A 16652-nucleotide genomic window follows, 5' to 3' on the forward strand; every position below is an offset into this window, starting at 1 on the left:
CACCCTTGCGAAACTGGCCGAACGGATGCCAAGGTTCTTTGGGTGCTTTGAAGTCTGCGCTGCATCTCTGTTGGGCCGAGCGGCGATTGATCGGACGTATTTGATCTTCGAAATGAGGCCCTCTGCCTTCAGCAGGCAACAATGAGGTGCACGTGAAATCGAGACGATCGGGCATTAGGGATAACCGGAGCAGGGGCGCGGTCCACGAGTTCATCAGCGAGCGCGCGGTTCCGGGCAGCCGCCTTTCTGTTGTCTCGGCTTATTTCACGACCTTTGCTTACGATCGCCTTCGCACGGCGTTGGACGGCGTCGGCCACATGCGTTTCCTCTTCGGCGAGCCTAGATTCTTGAAGGATGCGGACAATGCGGGCCTCGTACCGCCAGCCTTCTCGTTCGGTGAGTCAGGGTTACGCCTCACCGAACAAATCACGCAGCGGGCTGCAGCGCTGCGATGTGCTAGATGGATCAAGGACCGGGTCGAGATACGGTCGGTCAAACGTCCTGGCCTGCTGCACGGAAAGCTAATCCATATCGACGACGGCCGACGTCCGCATGCCGTGCTTGGCAGTTCAAATTTCACGATAAACGGGCTTGGATTGGGCGATTCGTCGAACATCGAACTCAATCTCATCGTCGATAGTGATCGCGACCGAGAGGACCTATTGGCTTGGTTCGACGAGCTATGGAGTGATACGAATCTTACTGAGGACGTGCGCGAAGAAGTGCTGCGCGCGCTTGAGGCTAGCTACGCCCATGCATCTCCCGAATTCATCTATTTCAAGACGCTGCTTCACCTGTTCGGTGATTTCCTGACTGCCCAAGCGACCGAAGAGGCGCTGATCCAGCAAACGGCGTTCGAGCGGACTGCGATCTGGCGTGCTCTGTTCGATTTCCAGCGCGATGGTTTGCGTGCTGTGCTTGCCAAGATCGAAAAGCATGGTGGTTGCATCCTGGCCGATAGTGTCGGGTTGGGCAAAACCTTTACCGCCCTTGCGGTCATCAAGTGGTTTGAGAAGCGCAACAAGAACGTGCTCGTGCTGTGTCCGAAGAAGCTGCGCGAGAACTGGACCGACCATCTCGCTGCCAACAACAGCGAGATGAACCCGCTACGAGAGGACAGGTTTGGCTACACTGTTCTGTCCCATACTGATCTTTCGCGCGAAAGAGGCAGGGTTGGCGACGTCGATCTCGGGAGGATCGAATGGGGCAATTACGATCTTGTCGTCATCGACGAATCCCATAATTTCCGAAGTGCATCCCGGAACAAGAGCGCAGGTGGACGCCGCAGTCGTTACGAACGACTAATGGACGATGTCATCAAGGCCGGCCTCTCGACCAAGGTTCTGCTGCTCTCAGCCACGCCGGTGAACAACGACCTAAGCGACCTCAAGGCCCAGCTCGATCTGATCTCTGCGGACAGAGTTGATGGTTTCGCGGAATTGGGCGTGCCCAACCTTGGCGCGCTGATCGGCAGCTCGCGTCGATGCTTTACCGATTGGGCAAAGAGCGGCAGCCGCGACGCTGGCGAGCTCCTCAACAAGCTGCCGCCCGCGCTATTTGGCCTGCTCGACGGCGTGACGATTGCACGCTCGCGCAAGCTGGTCGAACGCCACTACGCTGCTTCGATGGAGCAGATTGGCGGTTTTCCGAAGCGTGCGGCGCCCGAATCCGTTTTCGCAAGTATCGACACCCAAGGCGGTTTTCCAGCGTTCGAGGACGTGGATGCAGCAATCGGCAAACTAGAACTGGCGCTATACGGTCCACTAACTTTCGTTCTTGCCGAGTATCGCGCGCTCTATGACAAGGGCGGCAATTTCGATCAGGCAAATCGCGAGAAATATCTCATCGCGATGATGAAGGTCGGCTTTCTGAAACGACTGGAAAGTTCCGTGAGCTCGTTCCGCCAGACGATGGATCGCATGATCGCCCGCATCGACCAGCGGCTTGATGATCTCGATAGTTTCGATGCGACAGCAGCCATCGACGCGCCCGTACCTGACGAGATCGAGCTGGACGAGGAACTGGAAGAAGCCTTTGAGGTCGGCGGCGCGCTCAAGTATAATCTCGCCCATATTGACCGGGCGGCATGGAAGGCGGCGCTGAACCGCGATCGCAAGCGGATTGCAGCGCTAGCCGACGAGGCTCGCAAGGTTACACCCGGCCGCGACGCCAAGCTGGGCCGACTCAAGGACATCATCCAAGCCAAGGCCGCCGAGCCTCCCATCAATCGCGACGGCGAGGCCAATCGCAAGATCATCCTGTTCACTGCCTTCACCGATACCGCGCGCTATCTTTACGAAGAGTTGCTCCCGCTCGCACGCGAGTGTGGGTTGGAAGCGGCGCTTGTGACGGGCGACGGCTGCAAAGCGACCTTCGGCAAGGGGCGCTTTCAGGACGTGCTGGTCAACTTCGCGCCGCGCGCCAAGCGCCGCGCAGCGATGCGCGGCGCGCAGACCCGCGGCGAGATTGATCTGCTGATCGCGACCGATTGCATTTCCGAGGGACAGAATCTCCAGGACGCCGACCTGCTGGTGAACGTGGATATTCACTGGAACCCCGTGCGCCTCATCCAGCGCTTCGGACGGATCGACCGAATCGGTAGTCGCAACGTCACGATCCGCATGATTAATTTCTGGCCGACTGAGGACCTCAACAAATATCTACGCCTCAAGGATCGTGTGGAGGCGCGCATGGCGTTGGTAGATCTCTCGGCGACAGGCGACGACGACCTGCTCAACGCGCGCGCCGAGGCCGACGGTGACGCGCGATGGCGCGATGAGCAACTGCTCCGCCTAAGGGATGAAGTGTTCGACCTGGAGGAAACGGGCGGAGGCGTGACGCTAGCCGATTTCGCGCTAGACGACTTCCGCGCTGACCTGCTCGGCTTTGCGCGCGCCAACGAGCAGGCGTTGTGCGACGCGCCGCTCGGCCTACACGCAATCGTACCCAACGAAATCGAAGGCGGCGCCATCGATCCCGGCGTAATCTTCTGCCTCCGCCGCCGTCCGCCTGATCCGAATCCGGAGCAGGCGAAGATCAACCCGCTCGATCCACACTATCTCGTCCACGTGAGAGATGACGGTGCGGTGCGTTTTGGCTTTGGCCAGCCCAAGCCAATCTTGGAGGCATATCGCGCACTTTGCCTCGGGCACGGCGAGCCATTCGAGGCCTTGTGCGATGTCTTCGACGATGAGACTGGCCACGGTCATAAGATGGAACACTACGAAGCGCTGATCCGCACTGCTGTTGCCTCGATCGGCCAAACATCGGCGACGCGCACGCTATCCGCGCTAGCGGGTTCGCGCGGCGCGCGCGTGCCCGACGTAGGCGCGCAGGCACGAGCCAATCTGGATTATGATCTGATCACGTGGCTCATTGTTCGGCCCGGGAACGGCGCGGCATGAGTCATACGCCCGAACGTCTCACCGTGGTTCGCGATGCGGTCTCCAGACTCGGCGGCGCCGACCTTGCCAGCACTGGACGTGCGCTGTTTGGCACACTGGGCTATCGTAGCCCGAAGGCGCTAGATGCTCCCACGGCACCGACCCAATTCCTAGCGGCACTGGGCATGGACCCGGCGCCCTTCGAGACGCTCGACCGCTGGCGCGCCGTGTATTTCCTGTTTCAGCTTACCGGCGACGAACTGCCGGCCTTGTCTCGCGGCGCCGAGCCGGCGACCGGTGAAACCTACCAGCGTGGCGCAATCGATTCCTTCGTCTTCCTCGCAATTGATCTTGATGATGGCGTCTGGTCGCGCCGCCAGCTGGTAGCTGTCGTGCGCGCCCTTAATCGCGGGTTCGCGATGCCCGCAATCGTGCTGTTCCGTCATGGCGGACACGCGACCCTGACGGTGATCGACCGCCGGGCCCATCGCCGCGACGCTTCGCGCGATGTGGTCGGCGGGCGGATCAGCCTGATCAAGGATATAGACCTCGCTAGTCCCCACCGCGCGCATATCGAAATTCTCGCCGACCTGTCACTCGCCGCGCTCGCGCGGCGCCAGGCTCCATCGGATTTCCGAGAGCTCTACGACCTGTGGTTGGAGACGCTGTCGGCAACCGAACTCAACAAGCGTTTCTATGAGGAACTGGCCAACTGGTTCGCTTGGGCGAGCACCAGTGCGCCGGTAGTCTTCCCCAAAGGGCAAGGCAATGGCGATGGCGCGAGGGAAATCGCGCTGATCCGTCTGCTCACTCGGCTGATGTTCGTCTGGTTCATCAAGGAAAAGGGCCTTGTGCCGGAAACCTTGTTCGGCGCCGGCCCGCTGGCGAAGCTGCTGAACGAACCGCCCGCCACGACGCCCGCCGGCCATGACTATTATCTCGCCGTTCTACAGAACCTGTTTTTCGCCACCCTGAATACCGAGATGCCCGAACGACGCTGGCGCCAGGACGAGGGCGGGCAATCGAAGGATTATCTCGGCCATCACGTTTATCGCCACGCCGCCCTGTTCGCCGAGCCGGATAGGGCGCTGGACGCCTTCGCCAGCGTGCCTTTCCTCAACGGCGGCCTTTTCGAATGCCTCGATACCGAAGTGACGACGGACGATCCGCGCGCCGGCCATGCCGAGCGGGAACGCGGACGGTTGATTCTACGTATAGACGGGTTTTCCGACCAACCCAACAAGCAACCGCGCCTGCCGAACGCTTTGTTCTTCGGTGGGGCGAAAGGCGTCGATCTCTCTGGTTGGTTCGAGAAGGCCAAGGCGCCGCGCGATGTGCCCGGCCTGATCGATCTCTTCGAGCGCTACAAATTCACCGTGGAGGAAAACACGCCTCTGGAGGAGGAGGCCGCGCTCGACCCTGAGCTGCTTGGCAAGGTGTTCGAGAACCTCCTTGCTTCCTACAACGAGGACACAAAGACCACCGCCCGCAACAAGTCGGGCAGTTTCTACACGCCGCGCGAGGTGGTCGATTTCATGGTGAACGAGGCGCTGGTAGCCTGGCTGCTGCCCAAGCTACCGGGTGAACTTGATCTGAACAGCGCGCGCTCGCGGCCACAGGGACTCGATTTTGGCCCCTTGCCGGGCGAGCTTGACCTCGAAAATCCCAAGCGGCCTCCATCTGCTCAGACGCCCGGCAAAGACGAAGCCCGCCTTCGCGCCCTGCTCAGCTTCGCCAGCCGCTCGCACGAATTCAGTCCCGCCCAAGTGGACGCGCTGATCGCAGCGATCGAAAGCTGCAAGTCGATCGATCCGGCTGTTGGCTCGGGCGCCTTTCCCCTCGGTCTGCTGCAGAAGTTGGTCCACATGCTCGACGTCCTGGATCCCGGCGGTGAAAAATGGAGAGTGCGCAACCGCCTGTATTACGAGCGCCGCCTCGTGGAGGCCGAGGCCATTCCGGCCGCCAATGAGCGCGCGGCCGAGATCGAGAAGGCCGAGGATGCGCTCGCCGACTTCGACGCCAAGTTCGAAAGCGGTCATTATCCCGACTACACCCGCAAGCTGTTCCTAATCGATCGCTGCCTGCATGGCGTGGATATTCAGCCCGTCGCGGTGCAGATCGCTAAGCTGCGCTGCTTTATTAGCCTGGCGGTGGAACAGAAAGAGCATCCGGACCGTCCCAATCGTGGCATCACGCCACTGCCCAATCTCGAAGCCAAGTTCGTCGCTGCCAATACCTTGACCCCGCTGCACCGTGAAAAACAGGCGGGGCTGGTGACGCGGGATTTGGCTGCCAAGCAGCGTTCGCTGCGCGAAGCCAATCGCGCATTCTTCGCCGCGGCGAACAGCCGCGCTAAGCGGCTGGCTCAGAGGAAGATCAAAGTGCTGCGCGAGGAGATCGCCGAGGAGGTGAGTCGCGAGCACACCTTCGCCAGCGAGGATGCCAAGAAGCTTGCGGCCTGGGACCCGTTCGATCCCAACGCTTTCGCCCCCTTCTTCGACGGCGAATGGATGTTCGGCCTCGACGCCTCGGCCGATGAAGGCTGGTTCGACATCGCCTTCGCCAATCCACCTTATATCCGCCAGGAAAAAATCGAGAGTTTCCGGGTCAACGATAAGCCCGTCGTTGCCAAGGTCCAGCTCAAGGCGGACTACAAGACCTTCGCCGGCACTGCCGATATCTATGTGTATTTCTACGAGCGCGCGTTAAAGCTTCTCAAGCCCCAGGGAGCGCTCGCGTTCATTACTTCGAATAAATGGTATCGGATTAACTATGGGAAGCGCCTGCGCGATTGGCTGAGCACCCACGCCCGCATCCTAAGGATTGTTGATTTTGGTGATGCGCCTGTGTTTGAGGCGATTGCCTATCCCACCATCTTAATCGGTACACGCAAAGTCACACCAGGCAAGCCCGGACAGAGCGAAACGGTCCAGGCGCTCAATTGGATCCCTATGGAGGGCGAGGACCCGAAAGAATCGGTCAAGCTTTTCCCCGAACGGTTCGCTGCTGAGGCCTTCGACATGCCTCAGGCAAAGTTGGCTGACGCAACCGACTGGCAATTTATACCGCGCTCATTCGGAGAAGTTCTAGCCCGCCTTCGATCGAGCGCATTGACGGTCCAGGACTTCACAGTTGGCACCGTGCATCGCGGTATTACGACCGGCTACAACGAAGCCTTTGAAATCGATGAGTCGGAGCGACTGGCCTTGATTGGCGAAGATAGTTCGTCAAGCGAGCTCATTAAGCCTTTATTGAAGGGCAAGGATCTATCCCGTTGGACGACCCCGACGGCTGCCAGGTGGATAATATTTGTTCGAAGGGGTACTAGACTTGCGGACTACCCAGCGATCAAGCGACATCTCTCTCATTTCCGGGACCGATTGGAGCCGAAGCCGAGAGGTTGGAGCGGGACTTGGTCAGGACGCAAACCGGGAAGCTATAAGTGGTTTGAAATTCAGGACAACGTCGCATATTGGCCAGTCTTTGAGAAAAAGAAGATCGTTTCCAACAAAGTTACGGACAGGCCAAATTTCTCGATTGATACCAAAAAGTCTTATCTTGCCAACACGGCCTATTGTTTCGAAACGAGAGAAGCCGAATTCATCACGGGAGTCTTGAATTCGAGCACTCTCCATTACGTGGCGAAACGGGTCTTCGCTGATAAAGAGGGAGGATTTTATGAGGTCCAGCCCACGGCGCTCCTCAAGCTCCCGATCCCCCGTTGCAGCGAGGAAGACAAGGGACTTTTGGTGGCCGTAGTGAGCAGTTTGATCGCCGGTGCCGACCGCCCCCGTCTCGAAGCACTGATCAATGCCTTCGTCTATGAGTTATTCTTCGCGGACGAGCTACACGACCGCAACCTTCGTCCCTTCGCCGCTGCGCGCAAGGCGGGCCTAATGGCCGTGGCCGACCTGAAAGGGCCGGCCCTCGCCCGAGCAGCTGACGATTGGTCCCGCTGCCTCGCTGATCCTGCCCATCCTCTGTACGCTACCCTCTTCGACCTCCAATCGATCGACGCCGTGCGGATCATCGAGGGGCGGACGTGACATGGCGGCATCGGGAGGAGAAACTGCAGCAAAGATTGCGTCCATCTATATTTCGGATTTCCGAGCCTTCCCCGCCCTGGCACCGGCCTCGGTCATGCTTGATGGCAAGAACTTATTGGCCTGGGGCGAGAATGGATCGGGTAAGTCCTCCATTTACCGTGCGCTTCGCGGCCTGTTCTCAGTGGAAGCGCAGGACATCTCGCCGATGGGAAATGTCTTCAGCAATCCGGCCGTACCGAGCGTCAAGGCCACTCTGACCGACAAGACTGAGCTGCACTGGTCGTCGGCAGGGCACCCGACTGTAACGGTGCTAGATACGGCACGTAAATCGGCATTTCTGAGCCATACTAGGCTAGTCGAAATGAACACCGGGCATACGGCGAACGACGCCCCAAATCTGTTTCCTGTAGCGGTGGAAAAGCTACTCGCGGATTACGAGGCCACCGTAGCTGGTGGGCTTAAGCGCACCATCGGCGAACTTTGGGCGGAATTGAAAACTGCTCTTGAGCGTCGCGTGTCTTATAGCAAGGGAACACGCCGCCCGCCGGACTTCGCACATAGGGTTATAGGAGCCTGCGAGCAATTCAACGAAGGCATGAAGCAAGCACTTGAAGCGTTGGAGGCTCATGCCAAATTGCTCCTTCGGAAGCTGCTCGACGTTTTTCAAACGGATGCGCTTGAACTGGTAGGCTTCACGTTTTTCGGCTTGATCTATGACGAGGAGGCACGCGAAGTTCGCAATCAAACGTTGGCTGCTAGCGTAAAGTTCCGGGACCATGCGCTGCCAGCGCCCCCCAACTTCCTGAATGAAGCTCGCCTCTCAGCGCTGTCGATCGCGATTTATCTTGCTGGTCGTCTCGTCTGCGTTCCGAAAGACGACAAGGCGCTGAAGCTGCTTGTGTTGGACGACCTGCTGATCAGCCTCGACTATTCGCACCGCCGGCCGGTGCTGGACGTAATCGGGGATATGTTCAAGGGCTGGCAGATCATCCTGCTTACCCACGACCGCTTTTGGTTCGAGCTGGCGCGGGAACAACTTTTGGGCGAGCCCTGGAAGGCTATCGAGATCTACGAAAAGGTCGACGAGGATGGCATGCTGCGCCCAGTTATCTGGGAGACCCAGGAGGATCTGGTTGCCGAGACGCTGAAACAGGCAACCCGTTTCCTGGATAGCAATCATCCCGCCGCGGCAGCAAATTATGCGCGCACAGCATGTGAGCTGACTCTGCGCCGCTACTGTCGCAAGCATAACATCCAGTTCGGATACACGGATGATCCGCAGAAGATCAAGATCGAGGATCTACTGAAAAAAAGTGAGACGCACGCAAACGGAAATGTGGATCGTGAGGCTGCTTTCAAGGAACTTAGAAAATATAAAAGGCTGATTCTCAATCCGCTTTCGCACAATCCCACTCAACCCATCGTCAAGGCCGACGTCGCTGCTGCGCTTGCGGCTGTAAAGGCACTTGTGAGCGTATGCAAAAAATAAGGTTCGAAGAAATTGTTTTTAGTTGGAACGTGGCTCGCCGGTTTTGAGCCATTCGAGTGTATTGGCGATGGAGATCAGCTAGGCTCAAGCTTGCGACCCAACCCTCGACGCCGAGCGGATGCTTCTCAACCTTCACCTCGATCCGGGATGGCGGCACTCCGGCGTAAAGGTCAGCTCGGCAATTTCCGCCCTGCCTTTGAGCTTCCTGGGAGCAGTACCTGCGCCCGAACCTGCATATGGCGAAAGTCGCTGTAGAGGCGATCGTCGTAACGGGGATCGTTGTCACGCCGAAGCTGTAGCTCCAATTCCAATCCTCGATCCGGACGATATAAGTGCAGCTCAGGTCCTCCGGTCTCACGGGCTGCTTCCGTTTGGGCATGGGATAGCTCCCACTGGTACAGAGGTGGACCCCCGCCGCAGATTCTTCGAAAGACGCCGCGTACAGGAGGCTCAGGTGTGGTCCTGACCCGAGGGAACATCTTCAACCGTATCGGCTGCATCGGCAAAGAGGGCATTCAAGGTCCGACCATCTGCGGACTTCCAAACCTGCCAGCCGTTTTCGGAAGGCCGCACCGTGCCAGCCTGCTCATAGCAGCGGACGGCCGCCGCGCTAGGAGCGGCAACAAAGCCGTCGGGCAATTCGATGCCCGACCGTTTGGCCTTCCCAGTGAATGTCTTCCCCTTGTAAGTCAGATAGAGCGGCGCCTCGTCCAAAAGAATCCCTGAATCGATCAGATACGCGAGCGCCTTCTGTATCCTGCTGCTATCGACCGCCGGTCTGCGCTCGGCCGCTTCGCCAACAAGAAGCCAATTGAATTTCTCGGCGATCAGTTTCTTTCGCTCAGCAATAAAATCCTCAAACCGTTCAAGTTTCCAGAGAGACTTGTCCGAGGGGATCAGGTGCATCTGAAGATAATCCGCTTCCGCCCGTTCTCCGACGAACCACTCTTCCGGCGGCAGGTCGGACTTCCCACCTGCACCGTTCTCCTGCATCGTCAGAAGCATGCAGTTCGCGAGCTGGTTTCGTTCGGCCTCGCGGTACTTCATCATGTTCATGCGGCCGGTCGCGGGATTGCGGGTCTTGACCTGCCGAAGGAGGCTCTGCGGAAAAATGTGGTCAACCTGCGGGAGATTATTTGAGTAGGCGGGTGTGTAATTGAAGTCCCGGTACCAAAGATTGAACAGAAGGTGGACAGCCTCGGAACCGTAGCCCGTCGTCCACAACCGATCTTCAGTAAGCTCCAGACTGCGATTTTGCGAGCGAATGATGCCGAAAGCTTCCTTGAGGTCGAAATCCTGCGCTTGATTAATCTCCCTTACGAGATCGTCGATGAGTTGGTCGGGCGTACCGCCGAATGCTCCAGCAAGGGACGATCGTAGTAGATATTGATCCATATCCCGCGCGCGCTGCCACGCATTGCGAAACTTGTAGCGCAGATGGATCAGCGGAATAAGCACGAGATAGGTGGGCAGGGCCTTATCGCAGCGTATGAATGTCTTGCCGCGAACGAAATCGAGCACGTCGCTAATCGCGTTCGCGATCTCGTCCCATTTCTGCTCGATCTCTTCCCTGACGCCCGGCTTACGGAATTTCTCGACCTCATAGCGCGCCCCGTGTCCCAGCAGTGTGAGGCAGGTCTTGAGGACGAAATCGCGCGTAAACGCAAATCCGTGCCGGTTGAGCCTGTCGAGGAGGTCCTCCATCTGGTCATTCGCGTCGTCCCAGGTAGAGGTGAGTAGTGCAAACAACAGATCAGACTTGCCAAGCCGCGTACCACCCGAATTGGCACGAATGAAAACCTCGACAACATCGTCTTCAGTATAGAGCTGAGGGTTTTCCGTGCTGTCGAGCTCCTGGTAGCTAATGCCGTCGTCGCTGTGGAATGCTTTGAAGATGATGGCGATGTGTCTTCCGATCTTCACCTTCTCGTCTTCGGTCAGCTCGCGATCCGCCAGGTTCACAATCACCTGGGTCGCCGTAAAGGAGTTCGCGTCGCCGAAGACGAGATCCTTGAACTTGATCCAGGGGAAGTTGGCTTCGGCTGGCTTCAGGAAAGCAAACTTGTATTTAATATCGTCGGGGGCGCCAACCTCGCCGCTCAGGATATTGAGGAAGAGTTCGCGGCCTTCATAGCTGCCCTTCAGGCCAATAAAGAGGCTTTGAAGCCGCTGCTGGCCATCGAGGACCAGACACTTCTTCCTGTCGTTCTGCGGAACGTAGAAATCCGCGAGATGATTTCTCTGCTCCGGCCAAAAGTTATCGATGAATCTGCGACAGCGGATGTTGCTGCGCGTTTTCCAGACCAGCAGGGTGCTGATAGGATATTCGCGCAGAATGGAATCGAAGAGACGACAGGTCTGCTCTTCGTTCCACACGAACGGTCGTTGGATATTCGGAAGCCAAAAGCCTCCATCCTCGTCGGGATTGTTAAGATAGCTAACGATTTTCCGCAGGGAATGCTTTGGCGTCTTCATCGGATCACTTGAAAATTCGACTAGGTTTTCAAAGTCGGCGACAGGCTACAACGCAGCATCGCGTCTTACAACCACTCCGCGATTGCCTTCCACGACATTAAACGCGCAAACGCATCCCCCTTTCGGCTAGGTCGCACCCTCGTCGGCTAAGGGATCAAGTGAAGGCACTCCTCCACTGCGTTCCGGCCGCTACCCAAACCGAGAGCCTAGAAGAACTCACACCGGCAGAGTCTGCAAAAGCAGACGTTAACATCACGCATGAGAATGCCGATGAGCAAGCCTGGAATGAGATTGAGACTCTCCTTCGCGCCATGCGGCCCTATGATCTTCAGAATTCTCGATGCGGCAGCCGACCTGTTATGTGCTCTCGGCGGACAACAGCCATATGGCTTGCATCGATTTCTTTCAGGAAGCGATTAGCTACTACGCGACGCTTGCCCTTGAAACTACGCACTGGACGCGCCACGAAAGCCGCCTCAACCGCGAGTTCGGCCGCAAGCGCTTTGGCGATGAAGGCTATGCCATGGAAGAGTTGGTCGCAGCGTGGCGCGGCCTTCCTGTCCGCAGATCTCGGCCCGACGCCGGGAGGTGAGGGAGGATCACGCCTCCTATATCGCCTCATGGATCAAGGTATTGAAGAACGACAAACACGCCATCTTTAGTGCTTCCTCGCACGCGCAGCGCGCGACGAACTTCCTGCATGCATTCCAGGCAAAAAATTCCGCCGCTGCCTAAGCCGCGGCGGCTTCGGCTGGCCCGATACCAAGCACTATCCGCTATAGAGCGGGCCTATCAACGGGCGTAGCGGGTGGACCGCCCCTGCTCACGGGCTTGCATGCCGCGGCCTCCATAGGGCTCGGGAGGTTTCGTGCCGGGCCTGTAATCTGTCGGAGATCGGGCTTGCGGGCAAAGGGTTCAAGTCCGATGCCAATGACCTCAAGGCCCTTCCAGCCGAAATAAGCTGCAATCACATCCAGAAACCACGAACTGCCGGACGGCAGGAACAGCCAGACTTCGAAGCCGATCATCAAGCCGCCAACGAAGGCGAGGAAGACGGCTCGTCCACTCATGACGGCCAAGCGGACGAAATTGGCGATGCGCGTGATGCTGCTTATAGATCCTTCCTGAAGAAACGGAGGCAAGCTAACGGCTCGCCAGCTCTCGAAATCAGTCTGTTTGGGAATGTTGCCTAGTATCGCGTAATCCGTGGGCAGTATCGCTTTCCCGAGAGGCAGAGACGTGCGACTTGATCGAACTAGCTCTGGAGTTCACCGATAAGGCTGAGCATCTTGATCAGCGTCTGTTTGGAATCGCCAAGCTTCTTCGCCAAAATCAAGTCGTTCCTGCCCGACATGCGCAATACCGCTTCGAGGACTTCGTCCGACGTGCGTACGAGATCAACCAGGTGTCGACCCGTTGGCCCATTCTTGGCTGAGAACCAGTTCTTCACCGCGCGTTCGTTGGCCTTGGTCAGCGCAACGACTGTCTTAACCGCGGCGTGGGTGTCGCCAAACTCTTTGTGAAGGGCGTCTGCAATCTCTCGTGCAAACTCCGCGCTTCCGAGGTCTGTTGGCCCGTTGGGAGGAGAGTTTCCTGAAACGGACTGAATCTTTCGGTCCTTTTTCGGAAGCGACATTCCGGCTCTCCTTTGGGTACGCTGAGCTATCCGCGAGCCTCGACCCGAATTCAGGTTGATCGATGACCGAGTAGCTGTCCGTGCGACGTCCCAAACAAGCAAACGCCGAGGAGGCAACCAGAGGGCCGGCACGGGCTGCGCAATATGTGCGCATGTCCACGGACCATCAGAAGTATTCGACGGAGAACCAGAAGGATGCGATCGCAGCCTACGCCGCCCGACACGGCCTCACGATCGTTCGCACCTATGCCGACGAAGGCCGCAGCGGCCTCCGGATCGAAGGACGGGATGCCCTCAAGCAACTGATCGAAGATGTCAGAAGCCGCCGTACCGACTTCAGCGTCGTGCTGGTCTACGACGTGAGCCGCTGGGGCCGCTTCCCCGATGCCGACGAGAGCGCCTACTACGAATACACCTGCAAGGAAGCGGGCATCCGGGTACAGTATTGCGCCGAGCAGTTCGAAAACGACGGCAGCTTGTCCTCTACGATAATCAAGAGCATGAAACGGGCGATGGCCGGCGAATACAGCCGGGAACTCTCGGCCAAGGTCTTCGCGGGGCAGTGCCGACTGATCGGTCTTGGGTTTCGGCAGGGTGGTACTCCCGGATATGGTCTCAGGCGGCAATTGATCGACGAACACCGGACGCCGAAAGCCGATCTTGGCCGCGGCGAATACAAGAGCCTACAAACTGACCGGGTCATCCTGAAGCCAGGACCGCCGCAGGAAATCGAGCTGGTGCGGCGCATCTACAGATGCTTCGTCCTCCAGCTCAAATCCGAGGCCGAGATTGCCGCCATGCTCAATCTCGAAGGCATTCCGAACGAGTTTGGTCGGCCTTGGACCCGCGGGACAATCCACCAGATCCTCACCAACGAAAAATATGTGGGCAACAACGTCTATAACCGCGTTTCTTTCAAGCTGAAGCAGGCGCGTGTAATCAATCCGCCGGATATGTGGGTACGCGCCGATCACGTGTTTGATGCAGTGGTCGACAGCGACTTCTTTCTTGCCGCGAGGCGTATCATCGAGGAGCGCAGCAAGCGGCTAACGGACGAAGAAATGCTGGAGCGACTCACAACCCTTCTCAAGCAGAAAGGGCATCTTTCCGGACTGGTTATCGACGAGATGGATGAGATGCCCTCAAGTTCGGTCTACCGAACGCGTTTCGGCAGCCTTATCCGGGCCTATCAGCTCGTCGGATACGATCCAGGACGCGACTACCAGTATATTGAGACCAACCGCGCCCTTCGGACCATGTTTCCGCATGTGCTTGAGAAGGCGATGGCGGGAATATGCGACGCCGGCGGGACCGTCGAGTTCGACGACTTGACGGACATCTTGACGATCAACGGTGAATTTACGGCATCGATCGTGATTGCCCGCTGTATGCACACTCCGGGGGGGGTCCTACGCTGGAAGCTAAGGCTTGATACCGGCTTGCGGCCGGACATCACGATCGCGATCCGCATGGACGGAGAGAACAAAGAGATACTCGACTATTACCTCCTGCCCAGCATCGACATGTCGGCCGACCGGCTCAGGCTCGCGGAAGAGAACGGTATCTATCTGGACGCCTATCGCTTCGACGATCTCGACGCGCTCTTTGGACTTAGCGCGCGCATCGAACTGGGAGTTGCCGCATGAGCGACGAAACGGCTCCGGAAATCATCAAAATTCCTGTAACGGACATCAGGGTCCTCAATCCTCGATCGCGCAACAAGCGGATCTTCGGCGAGCTCGTAACGAGCATCGCCCATCTTGGCCTCAAGAAGCCAATCACGGTTAGCCGCCGCAATGGTCACGGATTTGACCTCGTCTGCGGTCAGGGGCGGCTGGAAGCCTTCATAGCGCTGGGTCAAACGGAAATACCCGCAATTGTCATCGAAGCATCCGAAGAGGATTGCTTCGTGATGAGCCTCGTCGAAAACCTCGCGCGGCGCCACCATTCTCCTCTTGAACTGGTCTCCGAGATCGGTAATCTCAAGAAGCGCGGTTATTCGATTGGGCAGATTGCGGCCAAGATCGACTTCAGCACCGAGTATGTCTACGCAATCTGCGCCCTCCTGGAGAATGGTGAGCAACGTCTATTGGCCGCAGTAGATCGGGGGCTCATTCCCCATAGCATTGCCATGGAGATCGCAAAGGCCAAGGACGGCGACGTCCAAAAGGCACTTGCCGAAGCCTACGAAGCCAATGCGATTCCCGGCAACCAGGTCCTCGCAATCCGCAAAATCATTGAACAGCGCAACTTGCTCGGCAAGGCAAAGAGCCCAACCGGGCCGCGGCAACAGGCAAAGCGCGTAACCGCCGGCGCCCTTGTGCGCGCCTACAAGAAGGAGGCGGATCGGCAGAAGCTACTCGTGAAGAAGGCTGGCCTCGCGCAGAGCCGGTTGCTCTTTGCGGTCAACGCTCTGCGAATGCTGATGGGGGAGGCGCCGTTCGTCAAGCTGTTGCAGGGGGAGGAGTTGCACACGCTGCCCCGCCCCATCGCCGAGCGGCTTCAAGGTGCAGGAGGACAGTTATGAGCATGGCCGACGTCCGCATAGCGTTTGAGCAAAACATAATCGTGCTCCCGTTAGAGTCGATCTTGCCGCTCAAGCAAATCTCCGACGAGGCAAAAAGGCTTGTCAGATACAAGCGCGTGGCCCAGTCGATTGCCGAAATCGGATTGATCGAGCCGCTCGTGTTGTCGAGGCACCCCGACGAAAACGGGAAGTATCTACTCCTCGACGGCCACTGGCGCCGCGCGGCTCTCATGGATCGTGGCGAAACGAGCGCCCGCTGCATTCTGGCGCATGACGACGAGACCTTCACCTATAACAAGCGTATCAATCACCTCGCCACGATCCAGGAATACTTCATGATCGTGCGAGCCCTTGCCAGGGGAGTTTCGGAAGAGAAGCTGGCGAAAGCACTGGACGTCAATATCGGTCACATCAAGCGGCGTCGGGCCATGCTGGACGGCATCAGTCCGGAAGTCATCGAGATGCTGAAGGATAAAATGGTCAGCACGGTGACGTTTGATGTGATGCGCAAGATGGGTCTGATGCGCCAGATCGAGGTCGCGGAATTGATGCTGTCGGCCTCTAATTTCACGGTCGGTTATGCGCGGGCGCTTCTCGCGGCAACGAAACAGGCCGATCTGGCGAAGCCCGAAAGGGCGAAGCGCATCGATGGTATGACGCCCGAGCAACTGGCGCGCATGGAACGCGAAATGAGCACCCTTCAGCAGGACTTCAAGGCCGTCGAAGCCTCCTACGGCGAGGATGTCCTTCATCTGGTGATCGCGTCAGGCTACATATCGAAGCTCATCTCCAACCGCAAAGTGGAGCGCTATCTCGATCAGAACCACCCTGAGATCCTTGAAGAGTTCAAGGCAATCGTTTCTGTGACATCTCTCGACCATCCGGTCCCGGAATCCACGGCACGGTGATCGCGCCCGGCTTGCTTCAACAAATGGCGCTTGCCTGGGAGGGGGACTTGGGATGTGACGATAGCGCACGTTCGGACTGGTCTGAGCCCCGGTATTTCCTCCAAAAATGGGTAGAGTCCATAACCCGGATTGGGGGATGGACGATGAAGAAGAGCCGGTTCACCGAAGAACAAATCATCGGGATTTTG

Annotated in this window: 9 protein-coding genes and 1 pseudogene; 8 read left to right on the forward strand and 2 right to left on the reverse strand. The window is 58.1% G+C overall.

The annotated features are described in order from the left end of the window. Positions 1 to 152: 152 nt before the first annotated feature. The 3 genes from K408_RS0114615 to K408_RS42075 are packed head-to-tail and all read left to right on the forward strand — an operon-like array spanning position 153 to position 8918. Positions 153 to 3404, forward strand: coding sequence for a helicase-related protein (locus K408_RS0114615; RefSeq protein WP_024338929.1), 3252 nt, complete (start codon positions 153 to 155; stop codon positions 3402 to 3404). After that, a complete protein-coding gene (locus tag K408_RS38060; RefSeq protein ID WP_080654866.1) occupies positions 3401 to 7429 on the forward strand; it encodes an Eco57I restriction-modification methylase domain-containing protein in 4029 nt (1342 codons plus the stop codon). Before K408_RS0114615 ends, K408_RS38060 begins: the two co-directional genes overlap by 4 nt. Before the next feature lies 1 nt (position 7430). Further along, positions 7431 to 8918 carry a hypothetical protein gene (locus K408_RS42075; protein WP_035728908.1) on the forward strand — a complete coding sequence of 496 codons (1488 nt, stop codon included), beginning with the start codon at positions 7431 to 7433 and terminating at the stop codon, positions 8916 to 8918. A gap of 450 nt (positions 8919 to 9368) precedes the next feature. Here K408_RS42075 and K408_RS38065 read toward each other — a convergent pair whose 3' ends face one another. Then, positions 9369 to 11393 (reverse strand): GmrSD restriction endonuclease domain-containing protein, encoded by a 2025-nt coding sequence (locus tag K408_RS38065; protein ID WP_024338926.1) that lies wholly within the window; start codon positions 11391 to 11393, stop codon positions 9369 to 9371. Positions 11394 to 11802: 409 nt separating this feature from the next. On the opposite strand from K408_RS38065, the pseudogene K408_RS42730 reads away from it, so the two are divergent. Then, positions 11803 to 12128, forward strand: a pseudogene (locus tag K408_RS42730) (zincin-like metallopeptidase domain-containing protein); the annotation flags it as partial. A 520-nt stretch (positions 12129 to 12648) separates the two neighbouring features. Here the strand turns inward: K408_RS42730 and K408_RS0114645 are convergent. After that, complete coding sequence (locus tag K408_RS0114645) at positions 12649 to 13029, reverse strand: hypothetical protein (protein ID WP_024338924.1); 381 nt, start codon at positions 13027 to 13029, stop codon at positions 12649 to 12651. Between the two features lie 80 nt (positions 13030 to 13109). Here K408_RS0114645 and K408_RS0114650 point away from each other — a divergent pair, with 80 nt between their 5' ends. The 4 genes from K408_RS0114650 to K408_RS43110 all read left to right on the forward strand — a co-directional run. Next, a complete protein-coding gene (locus tag K408_RS0114650) occupies positions 13110 to 14675 on the forward strand; it encodes a recombinase family protein (protein WP_029674030.1) in 1566 nt (521 codons plus the stop codon). Continuing rightward, on the forward strand, positions 14672 to 15556 hold the full coding sequence (locus K408_RS0114655; RefSeq protein WP_024338922.1) for a plasmid partitioning protein RepB C-terminal domain-containing protein: 885 nt from the start codon (positions 14672 to 14674) through the stop codon (positions 15554 to 15556). The genes K408_RS0114650 and K408_RS0114655 overlap by 4 nt, the downstream gene beginning before the upstream one ends. Then, the gene (locus K408_RS0114660) at positions 15553 to 16464 is read left to right on the forward strand and encodes a plasmid partitioning protein RepB C-terminal domain-containing protein (RefSeq protein ID WP_245265897.1); all 912 of its coding nucleotides are present in this window, start codon (positions 15553 to 15555) and stop codon (positions 16462 to 16464) included. The genes K408_RS0114655 and K408_RS0114660 overlap by 4 nt, the downstream gene beginning before the upstream one ends. After that, positions 16461 to 16652, forward strand: a 192-nt coding sequence (locus K408_RS43110; protein WP_028145895.1) for a hypothetical protein, incomplete at its 3' end; no start/stop codon positions are given. The genes K408_RS0114660 and K408_RS43110, both read left to right, overlap by 4 nt.

Origin of the sequence: Bradyrhizobium sp. in8p8, from assembly GCF_000426845.1 — a bacterium.
Lineage (GTDB): Bacteria > Pseudomonadota > Alphaproteobacteria > Rhizobiales > Xanthobacteraceae > Bradyrhizobium > Bradyrhizobium japonicum_C.